The following is a 16,409-nucleotide window of genomic DNA, read 5'->3' as shown; positions in this document are numbered from 1 at the left end:
TACCCCGATCACACTAATGCGCGTTGAGTGCAGCTTATCAGTCTGCCCGGTCGGGCGCCTGTTCCGGCGCATCGGCCTGGAACAGCCGCGCGTACTCCAGCTGCGCCCGCAGGTCCCCGGCCCGCGCCGCCTGACGCAGCAGCTCGTGGCCGATGCGGCGGTCCCGGGCATTGCCGCAATCACGGCAGAGCATCTGCCCCAGCCGGCTCTGCGCAACTACCACGCCTTCACGCGCAGGCTGCTTGAGCAGGCGCCCGGCAAGGTGCTTGACCTGCTGCTTGTCACCCAGGCGCGGGCTGTCGAGCAGCCAGAGGGCCACTTTCAGGGAAAAGCGTTTGGGCGCAGGGGCTGATGAGGCAACAGCGGGGCTAGCGAGGGATTTACCGCGAAACTTCATGACCGACAGGGATGGCAACTCGAAAGGCGCGCCACTCTACTCCTTTTTTTTGTGCATGGCCTGTCGATTTCCGGAGGATTGAAATTTTTTTCGATGATTTTTTCTTGACGTTTCCGAGTGGATGACTGGCTGCTCGGTTGGTGCCTGTCGATTGTCGGACAGATCTCTGATTTGCTGGCACGCCCGTCCTAGAGCAAGCGCTCGGGACAATCCACAGTTCCTGTGGATAACTCGGTGGACAACCCTTCCAATGAGCCCGCAAACCCCCGTGAAATGGGGCTTACAGTCAAACTGACGATTTTTTCACCAGCAAAAATTAGTGTTTTTTTTCATTGACTTAAGGTGCCAGTCAAGTCATTGGCGAGCCTGAACCGGGCTGTTGCCGGGCTGTTACAAGTCACGCCTCGAATGTGAACAAGTGCACCGAAAGCCTGCGTTTGGATGCACGAAATTGGCACATCGGGCCGGTTGGAGGCCAGTTGCCCCCTCTTCCCATCAGGCGAAAGACGCGCCATACTGCACGGCTAGCCTGAACAAACGTACAAAGCTTGCAATGGCGTCACATTTTCGGTAAGGTGCGCCTCGTTAGTACCAAGCTGAAAGTCAATTCTGGCCAGAAGCGTCCTTGCAGCCCATCGCTCTCCCGAACGATCGCTGCTGAAACCAGGACCGGCCCCCTCGATGATTCACTCGCCAGCCATGCGCTGCTCAAGCACGAATCAAACGGAAGATTGATCAGGATTCCACCCCGATGGCCTAGAACCTTGGCCCCGGTGTGCTGCCTGCCTTCTGAAGTACCTACCAGTCAGCCCAAGCGCCCACACATTGATTGCGCTCTCTCTGGCTGCCCTGTTCCAGTCAGGTTCGTTCGTCCCTTAATAAAGGCGTCACTGGAACGTTTCTATCATGCACGGATCATAACCCCGTGTTTAAAGCAGGAACCTCCAAATAACATGCAAACTCATCATCAAATTCAGGCTGCCATTGGCACCCTCTCCCAAGCCTTCTCGCCGTTGAAGTGCCTTATCGTTGCCCCACGCAAGGGCAGCTTCAGTTTCACCCTGGTGGACGAGCACGGCATCGCCTGCCACACCGAACGCCTGTACCCCGAACAGTACAGCCGCTCGGAACCTCTGCAGGCGGTAATCGCCCGCACCCGTCAATCGCTAACCGCGTGAGTGGCGAATATCGGGGTATTCAAAGGCTGAATGGCACCTGCCACGGGCTGCCTGATCGTTCTTGGCCTAATTGCCGCAAGGCATATAGCGCAGGGCAGCAGGCAGCAATCGATTTAAAAACAGCCCTTTACACCACGATTATCACACTACACTTCAACTCGAGCGGTCCTTACCGCTTCCGGCGGGCCTGACCAATTACCAGCTGCCAAGCTCCAGCGCCCGTCGGCCCTTTACTGCTCGAGGGCATCATGGGTATCGCGGCGAGTGAATTGTGTCAGTATGTGATCCGACCAACCCTGGTCTACCTGAATCGTCATTGCGCCAGCGCCGAGGCCCTTCTGTTGGGTATCGCGGCCTGCCAATCGGCACTCGGTTCAGCCTTGCACGACCGCCGCGGCCACGGCCTCTACCGCATAGGTGAAAGCCGTCACCAGGCCGTCTGGGACCACTTTCTTGCCCGTGACCCGGAGCTGGCCAGCCTGGTACGCGGCCTGGCCAGCCAGCACGCCTTCCTTGGCGGGCCGCACCTGGAGCTCACGGTGAACCTGCGCTACTCCACCGCCATCGCCTGGATGCTCATTGAAGAGCAGGCCACGCCGCTGCCAGCGGCCGACGACCTGCTCGGCCTGGCACGTATCTGGCGGCAGATTTTCCACCCTCAAGGTCGCCTGCGCGACTTCACCCAGGCCTGGCAATTGTGCATTGAGCAGAAATTGCCACAGGCATCTTAAGAAGCGTCCTACGCTATTACCGGAAAAAAGGGAATTTTGGTCGGATTGTCCTACAAAACCGCTCTATCTCCTGTGATATGGGCTATAGCGCGGCGCGTGATTTGTTGGTAGCTTTTCGCCCCGGAGATCACAAGGAGTTTCTAATAATGAAAAAAGCAATGCTCAAAACCTCCCTCGGCGTAGCCGTTGCCCTGGCATCCAGCCAACTGTTCGCTGCCGGCTTCGCACTTAACGAACAAAGCATCAGCAGCATGGGTACCGGCTTTGCTGGTCGTTCTTCTTCTGCCGAAGACGCGAGCACCGTGTATGGCAACCCTGCCGGCATGTCGCGCCTCAAACGCCAGGAAGTGACCGTGGGCGGAGCAGCAGTAATCGCCAAGACTGACATTTCGGGCCCGGGCAGCCGCCCACTGCCAGGCGAAACCGACGGTGACATGGTGCCTACCGTTGGCGTCCCAATGGGCTACTACGTGAAACCGATCGATGAGCACTGGAGCGTCGGCTTTGGTGTTTACGTCCCATACGGCTTGGTGACCGATTATGGCAGCGGTGACGCCGCTCGCTATTGGGGCAAGAAGAGCCACGTCGAGGTCATCACCTTCCAACCTACCGTCAGCTACGCCTTCAACGACAAGGTGTCGATCGGTTTCGGCCCGACCATCAACCGTATCAAGGGCGAACTGGGCTCGAACACCATCAACCCGCGCTCTCCAGGCGTGAACGATGGCGAAGTGAAGATCAAGGGTGACGACACTGCCGTTGGTTACAACATCGGGATCCTGGTGCAGGCCACCGACCGCACCCGCGTCGGCCTGACCTACCACTCCATGGTCGACTACAAACTGGAAGGCGACACCAAGATCAACAACGCCCTGATCGGGCCTTTCAGCGGCAGCAAGTTCGATGCCACCCTGAAGATCAAGACGCCTGAGTCGGTGGACTTCTCGGTCACCCACGAACTGGACGACCAGTGGACCCTGTATGCAGGCAGCACCTGGACCCGCTGGAGCCGCCTGGAGAACATCACTGTCAACAACGACGTCCCGGCACCGCTGAGAGCCCAGTTTGGTACCATTACCGAAGAGCAGAACTGGCATGATACGTGGGCTCACGCCATTGGCGCCTCCTACAAGGTGAACAAGGAGTGGGTTCTGCGTACCGGCTTCTCTGTCGACCAGTCGCCAACCAACAACACTGACCGCTCGCCGCGCATTCCTACGGGTGATCGCAAGGCGATCAGTATTGGCGCTGGCTGGAGCCCAAGCGACGACATGACCATCGACGTGGCCTACTCCTACCTGTGGGAAGAGGACACCAAGGTCAACCTGGCAAGCCCAACCAAGGGTCGCTACCAGGCCAAGTACGAGAACAGCGCACACGGTATTGGTGCCTCGCTCACCTACCGCTTCTGATTCGTACAGCAGCATGAATAAACCGCCCTCGTGGCGGTTTATTCATGCCAGCACTTGCCAGCTGTCGCCCAACGACTCACGCAAGTAGTCCATTGGTGCGCCCTAACGACGACCCACCTACGGGTGCGAGGCTATCGCCTTCTCGATCGCCGCCCTGAAGGCGGGATCATCAGGCTTGGTCAGGCTCGAAAAGTTGCCAATCACCTTGCCCTGGCGATCCACCACGTACTTGTAGAAATTCCACTTCGGCGCACTGCTCTGATGCGCCAGCTCGGCAAACAGCGGTATCGCATCCTGGCCGCGAACCGCCTGGGTCTTGGTCATGGTGAAGGTCACACCGTAGTTGGCGTAACAAACCTTGGCCGTCTTCTCACTGTCGGCGTCTTCCTGCTTGAAGTCGTTGGACGGCACACCGAGCATTTCCAGGCCCTGCTCGTGGTACTCCTTGTAGGTCGCTTCCAGCCCTTCGAACTGCGGCGCAAAACCGCAATAGCTGGCCGTATTGACCACCACCAGCGGCTTGCCGCCGAAGCGCTGGCACAGATCAACCTGCTCCTTGCCACGCAATTCAGGCAAGCTGCCCTGCAACAGCGCCGGGCAATCGGCAGCCCAACTGGAACTGGCGGCCAGCAGAACCAGCAACGGCATCGTCAACCATTGGGCACGCATGATTCATTCCTCCTGCAAGACAATCCTTGAACTTGCAGGGTAGCGCTTAACAAACGCTCATGCCCAGTTGCATCAACGCCATCCCACCCCGCTGCCAGCCCCACCACACCAGCGCCAGCAACAATGCCGCAGCCGCCAGCAGCAGCCCGCGGGCCAGATAGCGGTTCATGCCGCCTGTACCTGCAAGCGGGCGACCGGCCGTTCACGCACCGGCCAGTTGAGCGCCGCTGCCAGCACGCTGAGCAAGATCGAGATCTGCCAGACCAGGTCATAGTTGCCGGTCTGGTCATACACCACGCCACCCAGCCAGCCACCGAGGAAAGCGCCCAACTGGTGGAACAGGAAGACGATGCCGCCGAGCATCGAAAGGTTGCGCACGCCGAATACCGTGGCCACGGTGCCATTGGTCAAAGGCACCGTGGAAAGCCACAACAGCCCCATGGCGATACCGAACAGGTAGGCGCTGACCTGAGTCACCGGCACCCACAGGAACAGCGCAATCACCACGGCACGCAGCAAATACAACGCAGTAAGCAGGCGTGGCTTGGACATGCGCCCACCCAGCCAGCCAGCGGTGTAGGTACCAACGATGTTGAACAGCCCGACCAGCGCCAGCACCGTGGTACCGGTGGTCGCCGGCAGGTGCTGGTCGACCAGGTAGGCCGGCAGGTGCACGCCAATGAACACCACCTGAAAGCCACAGACGAAGAAGCCCAGCGCAAGCAGCCAGAAACCGGAGTGCGAGCACGCTTCGCGCAGCGCCTCGCCCAGCGTCTGCTCCGCACCATGACTGGGCAGCGGGCGGTCACGCAGCAGGCCGACAAAGGGCACGATCAGCGCCACCAGCAAACCAAGCACCAACAGCGCCGACGACCACCCCAGCCATTCGATCAGGCCGAGGGTACCGGGGAGCATCGCGAACTGGCCGAAGGAACCGGCAGCACTGGCGATACCCATGGCCATGCTGCGTTTTTCCGCTGGCACAGCGCGGCCGACCACACCGAGGATGACCGAGAACGAGGTGCCAGACAGGCCGATACCGATCAGCAGGCCCGCGCTGAGTGACAGCGACCAGGCCGAATCGGCGGTACTCATCAACAGCAGGCCAGCGGCATAGAGAATGCCACCGATAATCACCACCCGCGCCGCACCCAGGCGGTCAGCCAGCGCACCGGCAAACGGCTGCGCCAGGCCCCAGATCAGGTTCTGCAGGGCGATGGCAAAGGCAAACACTTCACGGCCCCAGCCAAAGTCGGCACTCATCGGCGCCAGAAACAGGCCGAAACCGTGCCGCACACCCAGGGATAGCGCCAGGATAAACGCGGCCCCCACAAGTACCCACCCGCTGGTTCGCCACACCGAAGTCATTGTCGTTATCTCCAGCACATCGCAAGGTTGTACGGGTATATACCCGCTTCTAGTCGTAATGATTCAGGCAAGCCGCTCCAGCAAACGCACAAGCTCGTCACGCTGCCCATCACCCAACTGCTCGACCAGCATCGATTGCGCCCGCTCCCAGGCAGGATGGGCCGCTTGCAAACGTGCAGCTCCCGCCTCGGTCAGCAACACCATGCGGTTGCGCTGGTCATCGCCATCAGCGAGGGCTACCAGGCCTTCGGCCTCCAGCACGCGCAGGTTACGGCCCAAGGTACTGCGCTCCAGGCCCATGGCCTCGGCCAGCGTGGTGATACTGGGGCGATCGAGCCGCTGCAGGTGACGCAACAGGGAAAACTGGGCGACATTGATGCCGAAGCCGGCAAGGGCCTCGTCGTAATGCCGGCTCACCCCGCGGGCGGCGCGACGCAGATGGGTGCAGATGCATTCACTGGTCAACATGAATACGTGTATATACCCGCACCCGGGTTGTTGCAAGAAGTTTCAGTCTGCCAAACGCCGCCGAATCGGCTCGAACTCAACTGTGGCCTCGCGTGCCAACGGGTCGGGAGCACCTTGCTCGATCGCTTGCCAATACCGCCACGGCACCTTTGCCGATCCCAGTTCGTAGTCCATGCCATCCCAGTTGTCTTCGCGGAAGCTGTAGAAGGCCCAGTGCAACCGATGCCGGTCCATGACCGAGAGGACATCTTCCAGATACTCGCTGCAACCGGGCAGCCGGCGCATGCACCCGAACTCCCCCACGACCAGCCGGGAACGTGGCAGCTTCATGCGCTCCATCCAGGCTAACGGCAGCTCCATAAACTGACGAACCCGTTCGGCATCCCATTGCTGGATTTCACCCGCAAACGGCACCAAACCGGGGTAATCGATTGGGACCTTGCGCGACAGGTTCGGCGCACTGGTGGCCGAATAGGGCTCATACATGTGCACGCTGTAGAGCACGCGATCATCCTGCAAGGGCACTTGCCAGTAACCAAAGGCGTCGGCGCTGGCGTACCAGCCGGCGTCGACCATTATCGGGGTCTTGGCATCCACTTCGCGTATCGCCGCTATCAATTGCGTGTAGAGCGCAGGCAGGTCACGCGCCCCACTCCGTGCCTGGGCATACCATTGCTGCATGCGCTCAGCCGAAGCGTGCTCCGCCAGGCCACCAAATTTCTCGGGGGCAGGCTCGTTGACCAGGTTGTAGGCGGCGATGGCTGGGTGGTCTTTCAACTCCTGGGCCAGATCTCGCCAGAAGTTGGCCGCTTGCCGGGCGTATCCGTTGCCTTGCCACAGACGGTCATCGAACTGCCCCTGGTTGTTTTGCGACCAGCGCATGCCCGGCAGCGATAGCGGCGCAATGACCACCTTGAGCCCTGCCCTGTGGGCGCGATCCAGGGTCTCGCGCAGCTGCTTGAGGTCGGCGGCGGCCAGTTGCTCATACCGGTCCGCATTGCCCAACAGAAAGTCACGCTGCGCCGGCTTCCACTTGTCGTAGGACAGCCGTACCCAGCTCGCGCCGTATGCACTCAATGCATCGAAGTAGGCCTGGTCCGGCGGCAAACGATTGAAGCTGTTGCCGCCGTGGCGCGGGGTGTTCCAGAAGTCGATCAGGTCGGCTGCCGTAACGGCGCCGCTGACGGCGACCAGCAACAAGGCCAGCAGGAGTCGTCGCATTGTCCATGCCTTCGCGATGGAAGAGAAACCGCGAGCATAGACAGCTGCAGAAGATGCGTCATTTCCTGAATTTTTTCAGCGATTTTCCGAAAATTGACAGCAAAATTAATCCGTAAGGAATTTCGCCAGGCACTGTAGGACTATTCCTAAATCGCCAAGCCCAACAGCACAGTCAGTTCGAGAATCTCCAGCATTGCGCCTGCGGTATCACCCGTGGTCCCACCCAGACGCTTGCACATCAACCGGCGCAACCCGAAGAACACAGCGATCGCCGCCAGCATTGGCAAAATCGCGTGGGTGCCACCCACCAGTAAGCACAGCAGCAGGCTGGCCAGCAGAACCCACACGGCCGTACGCCGCGGCAAGTGCTCGGCCAGCGCCTGCCCCAGGCCCCCGCGGCGCACGTAAGGCGTGCCGAGAAACAACCCGAGCATCGCCGCCCGCCCCACCACCGGCGCCAGCAGCAAGGCCATGCCCGCGCCCTGCTCCACCAGCATCCACAAAGCGCAGAACTTCAGCAGCAGCACCAGCACCAGAGTGACCACGGCAATCGGCCCGCTGCGCGGATCTTTCATGATCTGCAGCGTGCGCTCGCGGTCACCGAAGCCACCCAGCCAGGCATCGGCACTGTCGGCCAGGCCATCCAGATGCAACGCGCCACTGAGCAACACCCACAGTGTCAGCAACAGGGCCGCGTGCAACGGCGCCGCAGCACCTTGCAGCAGGTGGCTGGCCAGCCACAGCAACAGACCGAACAGCAACCCTACCAGCGGGTAGCACAACAACGATCGGCCCATTTCACGTGGTTCGGGCATCCCCGGCAAACGCACCGGCAAGCTGCTGAGGAACTGCAGGGCAATCCAGAACGGCAACATGTCAAAGCACCTCGAGCATCGCGCCATCTTCGTCCACCGCCAGGCGCATCAGGGCGCCATGGCCAACCTCGACCTGCAGCAACTGCGCTCTCGGCAGCCCGCGAGCACGTGCCAGCAGCAGCCGCATGACGCCGCCATGGGTAACCAGCAGCACGCGCTTGCCGGCATGCTGCTGACGCAGGCGCCCGACGGCAGCCAGAACTCGCTCGGCAAAGGCAGCGACGGGCTCCCCAGCGGGCGGTGTGTAGCTGTACGGGTCGGCCCAGAAACGCCCAAGCTCGTCTGCTTGCGTTTGCATGATCTGCAGGGCATTGCGCCCTTCCCACTCGCCAAAGTGCAACTCTTGCAAATCGGCTTCGAGCTGAACCGGCATGCCCAACTGCTCGGCAAACCGCGCACAGCGCTGCAATGGCGAGCTGACCAGCACATCCCAGGGGCCTGCACCTGCCAGCGCTTCACGCATCTGGCCCCAGCCTTTGTCGGTCAAGGCATCGTCCAGGCTGCCACGCAGGCCGCCGCCCTGCTCGGTTTCACCGTGGCGCAGCAGGTCGAGGATCATGCCGGGCGGTCCGCCACCGCTGCTTCGGCGAAGGTCGCCATTTGCCCGTGCAGGGCGCAGGCCAGGCGCATCAGCGGCACCGCCAGGGCGGCTCCACTGCCCTCGCCCAGGCGCAGGCCCAGCGCCAGCAAGGGCTGGGCCTGCAGTGCCGCGAGCAGGGCCTTGTGCCCAGGCTCGGCGCCCTGGTGAGCGAACAGCAGCCAGTCTCGGCTCTGCGGATTGAGGCGCACCGCCAGCAATGCCGCGACGCTGCAGATGAAACCATCCACCAGCACGGCAATACCTTGCTGGGCGCAGGCCAGATAGGCACCGGTCAGTGCAGCGATCTCGAAGCCGCCGACACAGGCCAGCGCCTGCAGCGGCTGGTCGGCGCGCAGGCCGTGCAGCATCAGGGCGCGCTCGATCACTTCGGCCTTGTGGCGAACACCGGCGCTGTCCAGGCCGGTACCCGGCCCGCTCAGCTCACGTGCCGGGCAGGCCAGCAAGGTACTGGCCAGCGCGGCAGCGGCAGAGGTGTTGCCGATGCCCATCTCGCCACCGATGAACAGCTGCGCGCCAGCGGCCGCAGCACGCAAGGCGCTGTCACGCCCCGCCTGCAAGGCTGCCTGCAGTTGGGCATCGGTCATTGCCGGCTGGCGGGCGAAGTTGGCGGTGCCGGCGCCGAGGCGCAAGTGCAGCACCCCTGGCAGTTCCAAATCAGGGTCGATGGTGCCCAGGTCGACCACTTCAAGGCTGGCCTGCAGTTGGCGCGCCAGCACGCTGATCGCCGCGCCACCACCGACGAAGTTGCGCAGCATCTGCCCGGTGACTGCCTGCGGGTAGGCCGAAATACCTTCTTCAACCACGCCATGGTCGCCCGCGAAAATGGTGATAGCGACCTGATCCAGAGTCGGCCGCTCGCGGCCTTGCAGGCCAGCCAGTTGCACGGCCAGGCCTTCCAGCTGACCGAGCGAACCGGCAGGTTTGGTCAGCTGCTGCTGACGGGCGCGTGCCTGGTCCATGGCGGCGTTGTCGAGGGGTTGGCAGGCATCACGCCACCAGGCTTGGTTCATAGAGCGGGTCCTTTGAGCATGAGAGGTAGGCCGGCCACGGTCAGCACCACGCGCTGGCAGCGTTCGGCAACGGCCTGGTGCAGCCAGCCGGCCAGGTCGACGTAACGGCGGGTCAGCTCGCCCATGGGTACCACGCCCAGGCCGGTTTCGTTGCTGACCAGGATGATTGTGCCGGGCAAATGCGCCAGGCAGTCGAGCAGCGCATCGCGCTCAGCGGCCAGCCGCTGCGGGTCTTCGAGCATCAGCAGGTTGGTCAGCCACAAGGTCAGGCAGTCCACCAGCAGGCAACGACCTTCAGCAGCTTCTGCACGCAGCACGGCAGCCAGGGCCAGGGGCTCTTCGATCAGCCCCCAGTCGTCGGGCCGACGCTGGCGGTGCAGGCGCACGCGCTCGTTCATTTCACCATCGAGCGGCTCGCTGGTGGCGATGTAGGTGACCGGCAGGCCGCTGTCGCTGGCCAGTTGCTCGGCCAGGCGGCTCTTGCCCGAGCGGGCGCCGCCGAGGATCAGGTTGCGCATGTCAGGCGACTCCACAAAGCGTTCGCAGGAAGGCGGTGTCCAGGTGCTTTTCCACCAGGTCGGCCAGGCGCTCGATGTCACGTTCGCGCAGGGCCTCGTAGTCGATGGTCTGCGCATGCTCCAGCCCCGCCCAGCGCAGCAGCGCGGCACACGACCGGCTGCCCTCGAACAGGCCATGAAGGTAGGTGGCGAGGACCTGGCCATCGGCACTGACAGCACCGTCACAACGGCCATCGGCGAGCTGCACGGCGGGCTGCTCCAGGGCAGGCCCGGCGGTGACGCCAGCATGAATTTCATAGCCGGCGACCGGCGCATCTTCAAGGCTCAGGGTCCCGGCAACGTTGCGCAGTTGCTTGTCGGCTTCGAGCACCGTCTGGTAATCGAACAGGCCGAGGCCAGGGCTGGAACCGGCGGCGCCCTCCAGGCCGAGCGGGTCGTGCACTTCGCGGCCGAGCATTTGCAGGCCACCACAAATCCCGATGAGCTTACCGCCATAGCGCAGGTGCCGCTCGATGGCCTTGTCCCAGCCACGCTCGCGCAGTTGCGCCAGGTCGCCGCGCACGCTCTTGGAGCCGGGCAGGATGATCAGGTCGGCGGCCGGAATCGGCTGGCCTGGGCCGATGAACTGCAAGTCGACTTGCGGGTGCAGGCGCAGCGGATCGAAGTCGGTGTGGTTGCTGATGCGCGGCAACACCGGGACGATCACCTTGAACACGCGCTCCTGCTTGGCGCCCTGGCGGGTGTCGATGCCATCCTCGGCTTCCAGGTGCAGGTCGGTGACATAGGGCAGCACGCCCAGCACGGGTTTGCCGGTGCGTTGCTCCAGCCAGTCCAGGCCCGGCTGCAGCAGCGCGATGTCGCCGCGGAAGCGGTTGATGACGAAGCCCTTGACCCGCGCCTGCTCGCTCGGTGACAGCAGTTCGAGGGTGCCGACCAGGTGGGCGAACACCCCACCTCGGTTGATGTCGGCCACCAGGATCACCGGGCAGTCGACCGCCTCGGCGAAGCCCATGTTGGCGATGTCACCGGCACGCAGGTTGATTTCGGCCGGCGACCCCGCCCCCTCTACCATCACCACCGGGTAGGCGCCACTGAGGCGCTGGTGCGAGGCCAGCACCGCCTGCATGGCGATGACTTTGTAGTCGTGATAAGCCACCGCGTTCATGCTGGTGACGGCACGACCGTGGATGATCACCTGGGCGCCCGTGTCGCTGTTGGGCTTGAGCAGCACCGGGTTCATGTCGGTGTGCGGTGCCAGGCGGCAGGCTTGGGCCTGCACCGCCTGGGCGCGGCCGATTTCGCCACCGTCGGCGGTGACCGCGCTGTTGAGCGCCATGTTCTGCGGTTTGAACGGCACCACGCCAACGCCCTGGCGCAACAGCCAGCGGCACAAGGCGGTGACCAGCGTGCTTTTGCCGGCATCGGAGGTGGTGCCTTGCACCATGAGGGTGGTCATGCCGTTTCCTTCTGGTAATCAGTCAGGGCCTGGGCGAGGCGCTGCTCGTCGGCGGCAGTTGCCGGCAGGCCAAGGCGCACGGCAGCCGGCTGCTCGAACAGGCGCACGAGGATGCCGCGGCGGGCGAGAAAGTCATGCAGCTGGGCTGCGCGCTCGCTGCGCACGTACTGGAACAGGTCGCAGCCGCCGCTAGGCGCCAGGCCACAGCTTTGCAGCAGCATAGCCAGGCGCTGGCTGGCCTGGGCGCAGCGTTCGATCTGGGCCTGATGCGCCGCGTGGTCGGCAAAGCAGGCTTGCGCCAGCACCCGGGTCGGACCACTGACGGTCCACGGCCCGAGCCATTCGGCTAGGCGCCGCAACAATGAGGGTTCAGCCACTACACAGCCCAGCCGCACACCGGCCAGGCCGAAGAACTTGCCGAACGAACGCAGCACGATCAGGCCGGGGTGTTCGGCACAATCCGCCACGCTGTGTTCCGGTGAGTTGTCCATGAACGCTTCGTCCACCAGCAGCCAGCCTCCGCGCTCTGCGAGCCGCGCATGCCAGGCCAGCAGCCGTTCACGCGGCACCCGCCGCCCGGTCGGGTTGTTCGGATTGACCAGCACCAGCACGTCGAGCTGATCGAGCTGTGCCTCGACCTGGCTTTCATCCAGCTCGATCAGCTGATGCCCCGCCCGCTGCCAGGCATGCGGGTGCTCGGCGTAACACGGCGTCAGCACCCCCACGCGCCCCGGCGGGCGCAACAGGGGCAAGGCCTGGATGGCCGCCTGGGAACCTGCCACCGGCAACAGTTGCCGCACACCGTAATAGTGTCGCGCGGCGTCTTCGAGACCGTCGTCGGTTTCCGGCAGGCGTGCCCAGGCATCCAGCGCAATGGGCGGAATCGGGTAAGGCCAAGGGGCAATGCCACTGGACAGGTCCAGCCAGTCTTCACGGGCGATTGCGTATTGCCGCACTGCCCGCAGCAGGCGGCCACCGTGTTCAAGCATTCAGATAGGCTCCCACGCAGATCAGCAGCACCCACAACCAGACGCCACGCTGCACCAGGCTCCAGCCGCGCTCGATGGCCTCGGCATCGGCCATCGGCCCGTCACCCAGGCGCGGGCGCTCGTGCAGTTCGCCGTGGTACACCGCCGGGCCACCCAGTTCGACACCCAGCGCACCGGCACCGGAGGCCATCACCGGCCCGGCGTTGGGGCTGTCCCACAGCGGCGCCTGCTTGCGCCAGCAGGCCAGGGCCAGGCGGGTCTTGCCCAGCAGTGCGTAGGTCAGCGCCACGAGCCTGGCGGGAATGTAGTTCAGCACGTCGTCGATGCGTGCGGCGCACCAGCCGAAGCGCTCGAAGCGTTCGTTGCGGTAACCCCACATCGCATCCAGGGTGTTGCTCAGGCGGTACAGCACCACCCCCGGCGCACCGGCCACGACAAACCAGAACAGCGCGGCGAACACCGCATCGCTGCCGTTTTCCAGCACCGACTCGGTGGCTGCGCGGGCCACGGCTGGCTCGTCCAGTTCGCGGGTTTCCCGGCTGACCAGATAGCCGACACGGCGCCGCGCCTCTTGCAGATCACCTTGGCGCAAAGCATTGGCCACCGGCAGCACATGCTCGCCGAGGCTGCGCAAACCGAGCGCGCAATAGAGCGCCAGGGCGTCCACCAGCCAGCCGACATAGGGCAGCCAGGACAGGATCAGTGCCACCAGGGTCAGCGGTACCACGGCCAGGAACCAGGCACTCACGCCATGGCTGCGCCAGCCGCGCCCACCGGCATTCAGGCGGCGCTCCAGGCTCGACGCCAGGTTGCCGAAGCCCACCAGCGGGTGCCGGCGCTCAGGCTCGCCCAGCAGCGCATCGAGCGCCACTCCGGCCACAGTCAGCAAGGCCACGCTCATGGGCGTTCTCCCCATTGGTTCTCGAACAGCATTTCACTCAAGGGGCGTTGTTGCGCCCAGTTTTCCTGTACCAGCATCGGCTGCGCGTAGAATTCGCTGACCGGCCCCAGGCACAACACTGCCACCGGCTTGGCGCCGGCGGGCATGCCCAGCAGCGCGGCCAGGGCTTGCGGGTCGAACAGCGACACCCAACCCAACCCCAGGCCCTCGGCACGGGCGACCAGCCACAGGTTCTGAATGGCGCAGGCCAATGAGGCCAGGTCCATTTCCGGCAAGGTGCGGCGGCCGAAGATGTGCGGCTCGCGGTTGTCCATCAACGCCGCTACCAGCACTTCGGCGCAGTCGCTGATGCCCTCGACCTTGAGTTTCATGAAGTCATCGGAGCGCTCACCCAGGGCTTCGGCGGTGCGCACCCGCTCCTCTTCGACCAGGCCCTGAATGCGCCCGCGCAGCTCACGCTGAGTGATGCGGATGAAGCGCCAAGGCTGCATCAGGCCAACACTGGGCGCCTGGTGCGCGGCAGCCAGCAGGCGGCCGAGCAGCTCCGGCGCGACCGCGCCACCGGCAAAGTGGCGCATGTCGCGGCGCTCACCGATGGCGCGGTAGATCGCGGCGCGCTCGGCGGCGCTGTAGGCGTGATCGCTCATGGTCGCAACAGCGCCGCCGCCGCATCGGGGTTGGACGGGAAGTAGAAGTGCACATAGGAGGCGGTCAGCCGGCCCAGCCGATACACCGCTTCGTTGCCGCGCCCGCCGTTGGGGCTCAGGCCCCGGGCGATCGGCTCCAGGCCGGTGCTGGTCAGCGAATGGTGGTAGGTGTGCCCGCGCAGGGTGCCTTCCGGCAGTTCCACGGCCTGCAGGGCCAGGGCCGCCAGGCGCTTTTGCATGCTCGCCTCGCCCGGCAGCAGGCCGAGCAGTTCGGCACGCTCGCCAGCGACATCGGTCAGCGCATCGAGCAGGTACAGCATGCCGCCGCACTCGGCCAGCAACGGCTTGCCCTGGGCGTGATGGGCACGGATCGCCTCGCACATCGGCGTATTGGCAGCCAGTGCCTGGTGATGCAGTTCCGGATAACCCCCTGGCAGATACAGGCTGTCCACTACCGGCAGTTCACGATCATGCAAAGGGGAGAAAAACGACAGATGCGCGCCCAGGTCGCGCAACAGATCAAGGTTCGCGCCGTAGGTGAAGGCGAACGCTTCGTCACGTGCCACGCCGATGCGCACACCGCTCAGCGACCCAGCACACGGCTGCGGTTCAGGCGCGGCAAACGCTACCGGCGGCGGCAAGGCGGCATCGCAGCTGGCGCCGAGGGCTTCGGCAGCGGCATCAAGGCGGGCATCCAGGTCGTTCAGTTCGCTGGCCTGGACCAGACCCAAGTGGCGACTGGGCAGCTCGATACCGCGCTCACGCGACAGGCCGCCATACCAGCGCAGGCCTTCGGTCAAGCTGCCTTCGAGCAGTTGCGCATGGCGCAGGCTGCCGACACGGTTGGCCAGTACGCCCGCGAACGGCAGGTCGGCTTGGTAGCGCGCCAGCCCGAGGGCCAGGGCGCCGAAGGTCTGGGCCATGGCGGTACCGTCGATCACCGCCAGCACCGGCACGCCGAAATGACGCGCCAGGTCAGCGCTGGACGGGGTGCCATCGAACAGGCCCATTACCCCTTCGATCAGGATCAGGTCGGCTTCTTCTGCGGCTTGCCACAGCAGGCGACGGCTTTCCTCGGCACCGATCATCCACAGGTCGAGCTGGTACACCGGCGCGCCGCTGGCCCGCTCCAGAATCATAGGGTCAAGGAAATCAGGGCCACACTTGAACACCCGCACCTTACGCCCAAGGTTGCGGTGCAGGCGGGCCAAGGCTGCGGTCACGGTGGTCTTGCCCTGGCCGGAGGCGGGGGCGGCGATCAGCACCGCCGGGCAGCTGCGCGTTTCACTCACAGTTCGACGCCCTTCTGTGCGCGGATACCGGCCTGGAAGGCGTGCTTGAGCATACCCATCTCGGTGACGGTGTCGGCCAGTTCGATCATCTCGGGCTTGGCTGCACGGCCGGTGACGATCACATGCTGCATCGGTGGCCGAGCCTGAATGTCGCTCAGCACCTGGTCGAGGTCGAGGTAGCCGTGCTTGAGGGCGATGTTCAGCTCGTCGAGCACCACGAACTGCACGCTCGGGTCTTGCAGCAACTGGCGTGAGACCGCCCAGGCGGCTTCGGCGGCGGCGATGTCGCGCTGGCGGTCCTGGGTCTCCCAGGTGAAGCCCTCGCCCATCACGTGATAGCGCACCTGCTCGGGGAAGCGCCGGAAGAACAGCTCTTCACCAGTGCTGTTGCGGCCCTTGATGAACTGCACCACGCCGCACTGCATGCCATGGCCCAAAGCGCGGGCCAGCATGCCGAAGGCCGAGCTGCTCTTGCCCTTGCCGTTGCCGGTGAGCACCAGCAGCAGGCCACACTCGTTGGGGGAATTGGCAATGCGCTCGTCGATGACCGCCTTCTTGCGCTGCATGCGCGCCAGGTGGCGTTCGTCGCGTTCGGTGGATTCGCTCATGAAGGGTTCTCCGCAGGCTGGCGCCACATGAAATGCGACGACAGGTAATAGGCGGGCAGACGGAGAAC

General features: G+C 64.0%; 18 protein-coding genes and 1 pseudogene. 3 read left to right on the top strand and 16 right to left on the bottom strand.

The window, feature by feature from the left end; translation table 11 throughout:
• Window positions 1-55: 55 nt before the first annotated feature.
• Window positions 56-397 (bottom strand): annotated as a pseudogene (locus tag F6X59_RS01875) (sel1 repeat family protein); the annotation flags it as partial.
• Between the two features lie 953 nt (window positions 398-1,350).
• Here F6X59_RS01875 and F6X59_RS01870 point away from each other — a divergent pair.
• The 3 genes from F6X59_RS01870 to F6X59_RS01860 all read left to right on the top strand — a co-directional run bounded on the left by F6X59_RS01870 (window position 1,351) and on the right by F6X59_RS01860 (window position 3,718).
• On the top strand, window positions 1,351-1,575 hold the full coding sequence (locus tag F6X59_RS01870; protein WP_152954144.1) for a hypothetical protein: 225 nt from the start codon (window positions 1,351-1,353) through the stop codon (window positions 1,573-1,575).
• Window positions 1,576-1,823: 248 nt separating this feature from the next.
• Window positions 1,824-2,306, top strand: coding sequence for a hypothetical protein (locus F6X59_RS01865; RefSeq protein ID WP_152954143.1), 483 nt, complete (start codon window positions 1,824-1,826; stop codon window positions 2,304-2,306).
• 146 nt (window positions 2,307-2,452) lie between these two features.
• Window positions 2,453-3,718: an OmpP1/FadL family transporter gene (locus F6X59_RS01860; RefSeq protein ID WP_152954142.1), complete on the top strand. Its 1,266-nt coding sequence runs from the start codon at window positions 2,453-2,455 to the stop codon at window positions 3,716-3,718.
• Between the two features lie 117 nt (window positions 3,719-3,835).
• On the opposite strand, the gene F6X59_RS01855 is transcribed toward F6X59_RS01860, so the two are convergent.
• The 15 genes from F6X59_RS01855 to cobO all read right to left on the bottom strand — a co-directional run bounded on the left by F6X59_RS01855 (window position 3,836) and on the right by cobO (window position 16,341).
• Complete coding sequence (locus F6X59_RS01855; protein ID WP_152954141.1) at window positions 3,836-4,387, bottom strand: glutathione peroxidase; 552 nt, start codon at window positions 4,385-4,387, stop codon at window positions 3,836-3,838.
• Window positions 4,388-4,433: 46 nt separating this feature from the next.
• The gene (locus F6X59_RS28530; RefSeq protein ID WP_256592168.1) at window positions 4,434-4,556 is read right to left on the bottom strand and encodes a hypothetical protein; all 123 of its coding nucleotides are present in this window, start codon (window positions 4,554-4,556) and stop codon (window positions 4,434-4,436) included.
• A complete protein-coding gene (locus F6X59_RS01850) occupies window positions 4,553-5,755 on the bottom strand; it encodes an MFS transporter (protein WP_152954140.1) in 1,203 nt (400 codons plus the stop codon). The genes F6X59_RS28530 and F6X59_RS01850 overlap by 4 nt, the downstream gene beginning before the upstream one ends.
• Before the next feature lie 63 nt (window positions 5,756-5,818).
• Window positions 5,819-6,223 (bottom strand): MarR family winged helix-turn-helix transcriptional regulator, encoded by a 405-nt coding sequence (locus tag F6X59_RS01845; RefSeq protein ID WP_152954139.1) that lies wholly within the window; start codon window positions 6,221-6,223, stop codon window positions 5,819-5,821.
• A gap of 42 nt (window positions 6,224-6,265) precedes the next feature.
• Window positions 6,266-7,444: a glycoside hydrolase family 5 protein gene (locus F6X59_RS01840; RefSeq protein WP_152954138.1), complete on the bottom strand. Its 1,179-nt coding sequence runs from the start codon at window positions 7,442-7,444 to the stop codon at window positions 6,266-6,268.
• Between the two features lie 146 nt (window positions 7,445-7,590).
• Window positions 7,591-8,319 (bottom strand): adenosylcobinamide-GDP ribazoletransferase, encoded by a 729-nt coding sequence (locus tag F6X59_RS01835; protein ID WP_152954137.1) that lies wholly within the window; start codon window positions 8,317-8,319, stop codon window positions 7,591-7,593.
• Window position 8,320: 1 nt separating this feature from the next.
• Window positions 8,321-8,878: a histidine phosphatase family protein gene (locus F6X59_RS01830; protein WP_152954136.1), complete on the bottom strand. Its 558-nt coding sequence runs from the start codon at window positions 8,876-8,878 to the stop codon at window positions 8,321-8,323.
• Window positions 8,875-9,930, bottom strand: a complete 1,056-nt coding sequence (gene cobT / locus F6X59_RS01825; protein WP_152954135.1) for a nicotinate-nucleotide--dimethylbenzimidazole phosphoribosyltransferase — start codon at window positions 9,928-9,930, stop codon at window positions 8,875-8,877. Before cobT ends, F6X59_RS01830 begins: the two co-directional genes overlap by 4 nt.
• Entirely contained in the window at window positions 9,927-10,448 is a 522-nt protein-coding gene (gene cobU / locus F6X59_RS01820; RefSeq protein ID WP_152954134.1) for a bifunctional adenosylcobinamide kinase/adenosylcobinamide-phosphate guanylyltransferase, read from the bottom strand. The genes cobT and cobU overlap by 4 nt, the downstream gene beginning before the upstream one ends.
• Before the next feature lies 1 nt (window position 10,449).
• A complete protein-coding gene (locus F6X59_RS01815; protein ID WP_152954133.1) occupies window positions 10,450-11,904 on the bottom strand; it encodes a cobyric acid synthase in 1,455 nt (484 codons plus the stop codon).
• Entirely contained in the window at window positions 11,901-12,893 is a 993-nt protein-coding gene (cobD, locus tag F6X59_RS01810) for a threonine-phosphate decarboxylase CobD (protein WP_152954132.1), read from the bottom strand. Before cobD ends, F6X59_RS01815 begins: the two co-directional genes overlap by 4 nt.
• On the bottom strand, window positions 12,886-13,794 hold the full coding sequence (gene cbiB / locus F6X59_RS01805; RefSeq protein ID WP_152954131.1) for an adenosylcobinamide-phosphate synthase CbiB: 909 nt from the start codon (window positions 13,792-13,794) through the stop codon (window positions 12,886-12,888). The genes cobD and cbiB overlap by 8 nt, the downstream gene beginning before the upstream one ends.
• Complete coding sequence (gene bluB / locus F6X59_RS01800) at window positions 13,791-14,441, bottom strand: 5,6-dimethylbenzimidazole synthase (RefSeq protein WP_152954130.1); 651 nt, start codon at window positions 14,439-14,441, stop codon at window positions 13,791-13,793. Before bluB ends, cbiB begins: the two co-directional genes overlap by 4 nt.
• Complete coding sequence (locus tag F6X59_RS01795; protein WP_372240273.1) at window positions 14,438-15,733, bottom strand: cobyrinate a,c-diamide synthase; 1,296 nt, start codon at window positions 15,731-15,733, stop codon at window positions 14,438-14,440. The genes bluB and F6X59_RS01795 overlap by 4 nt, the downstream gene beginning before the upstream one ends.
• Complete coding sequence (gene cobO / locus F6X59_RS01790; RefSeq protein WP_152954129.1) at window positions 15,730-16,341, bottom strand: cob(I)yrinic acid a,c-diamide adenosyltransferase; 612 nt, start codon at window positions 16,339-16,341, stop codon at window positions 15,730-15,732. Before cobO ends, F6X59_RS01795 begins: the two co-directional genes overlap by 4 nt.
• Between the last annotated feature and the right edge of the window lie 68 nt (window positions 16,342-16,409).

This window comes from Pseudomonas sp. MN1F (assembly GCF_009391885.1).
Taxonomy (GTDB): domain Bacteria; phylum Pseudomonadota; class Gammaproteobacteria; order Pseudomonadales; family Pseudomonadaceae; genus Aquipseudomonas.
Note: the sequence above shows the minus strand (reverse complement) of the source record. Positions and strands in the feature narration are given on the sequence as shown.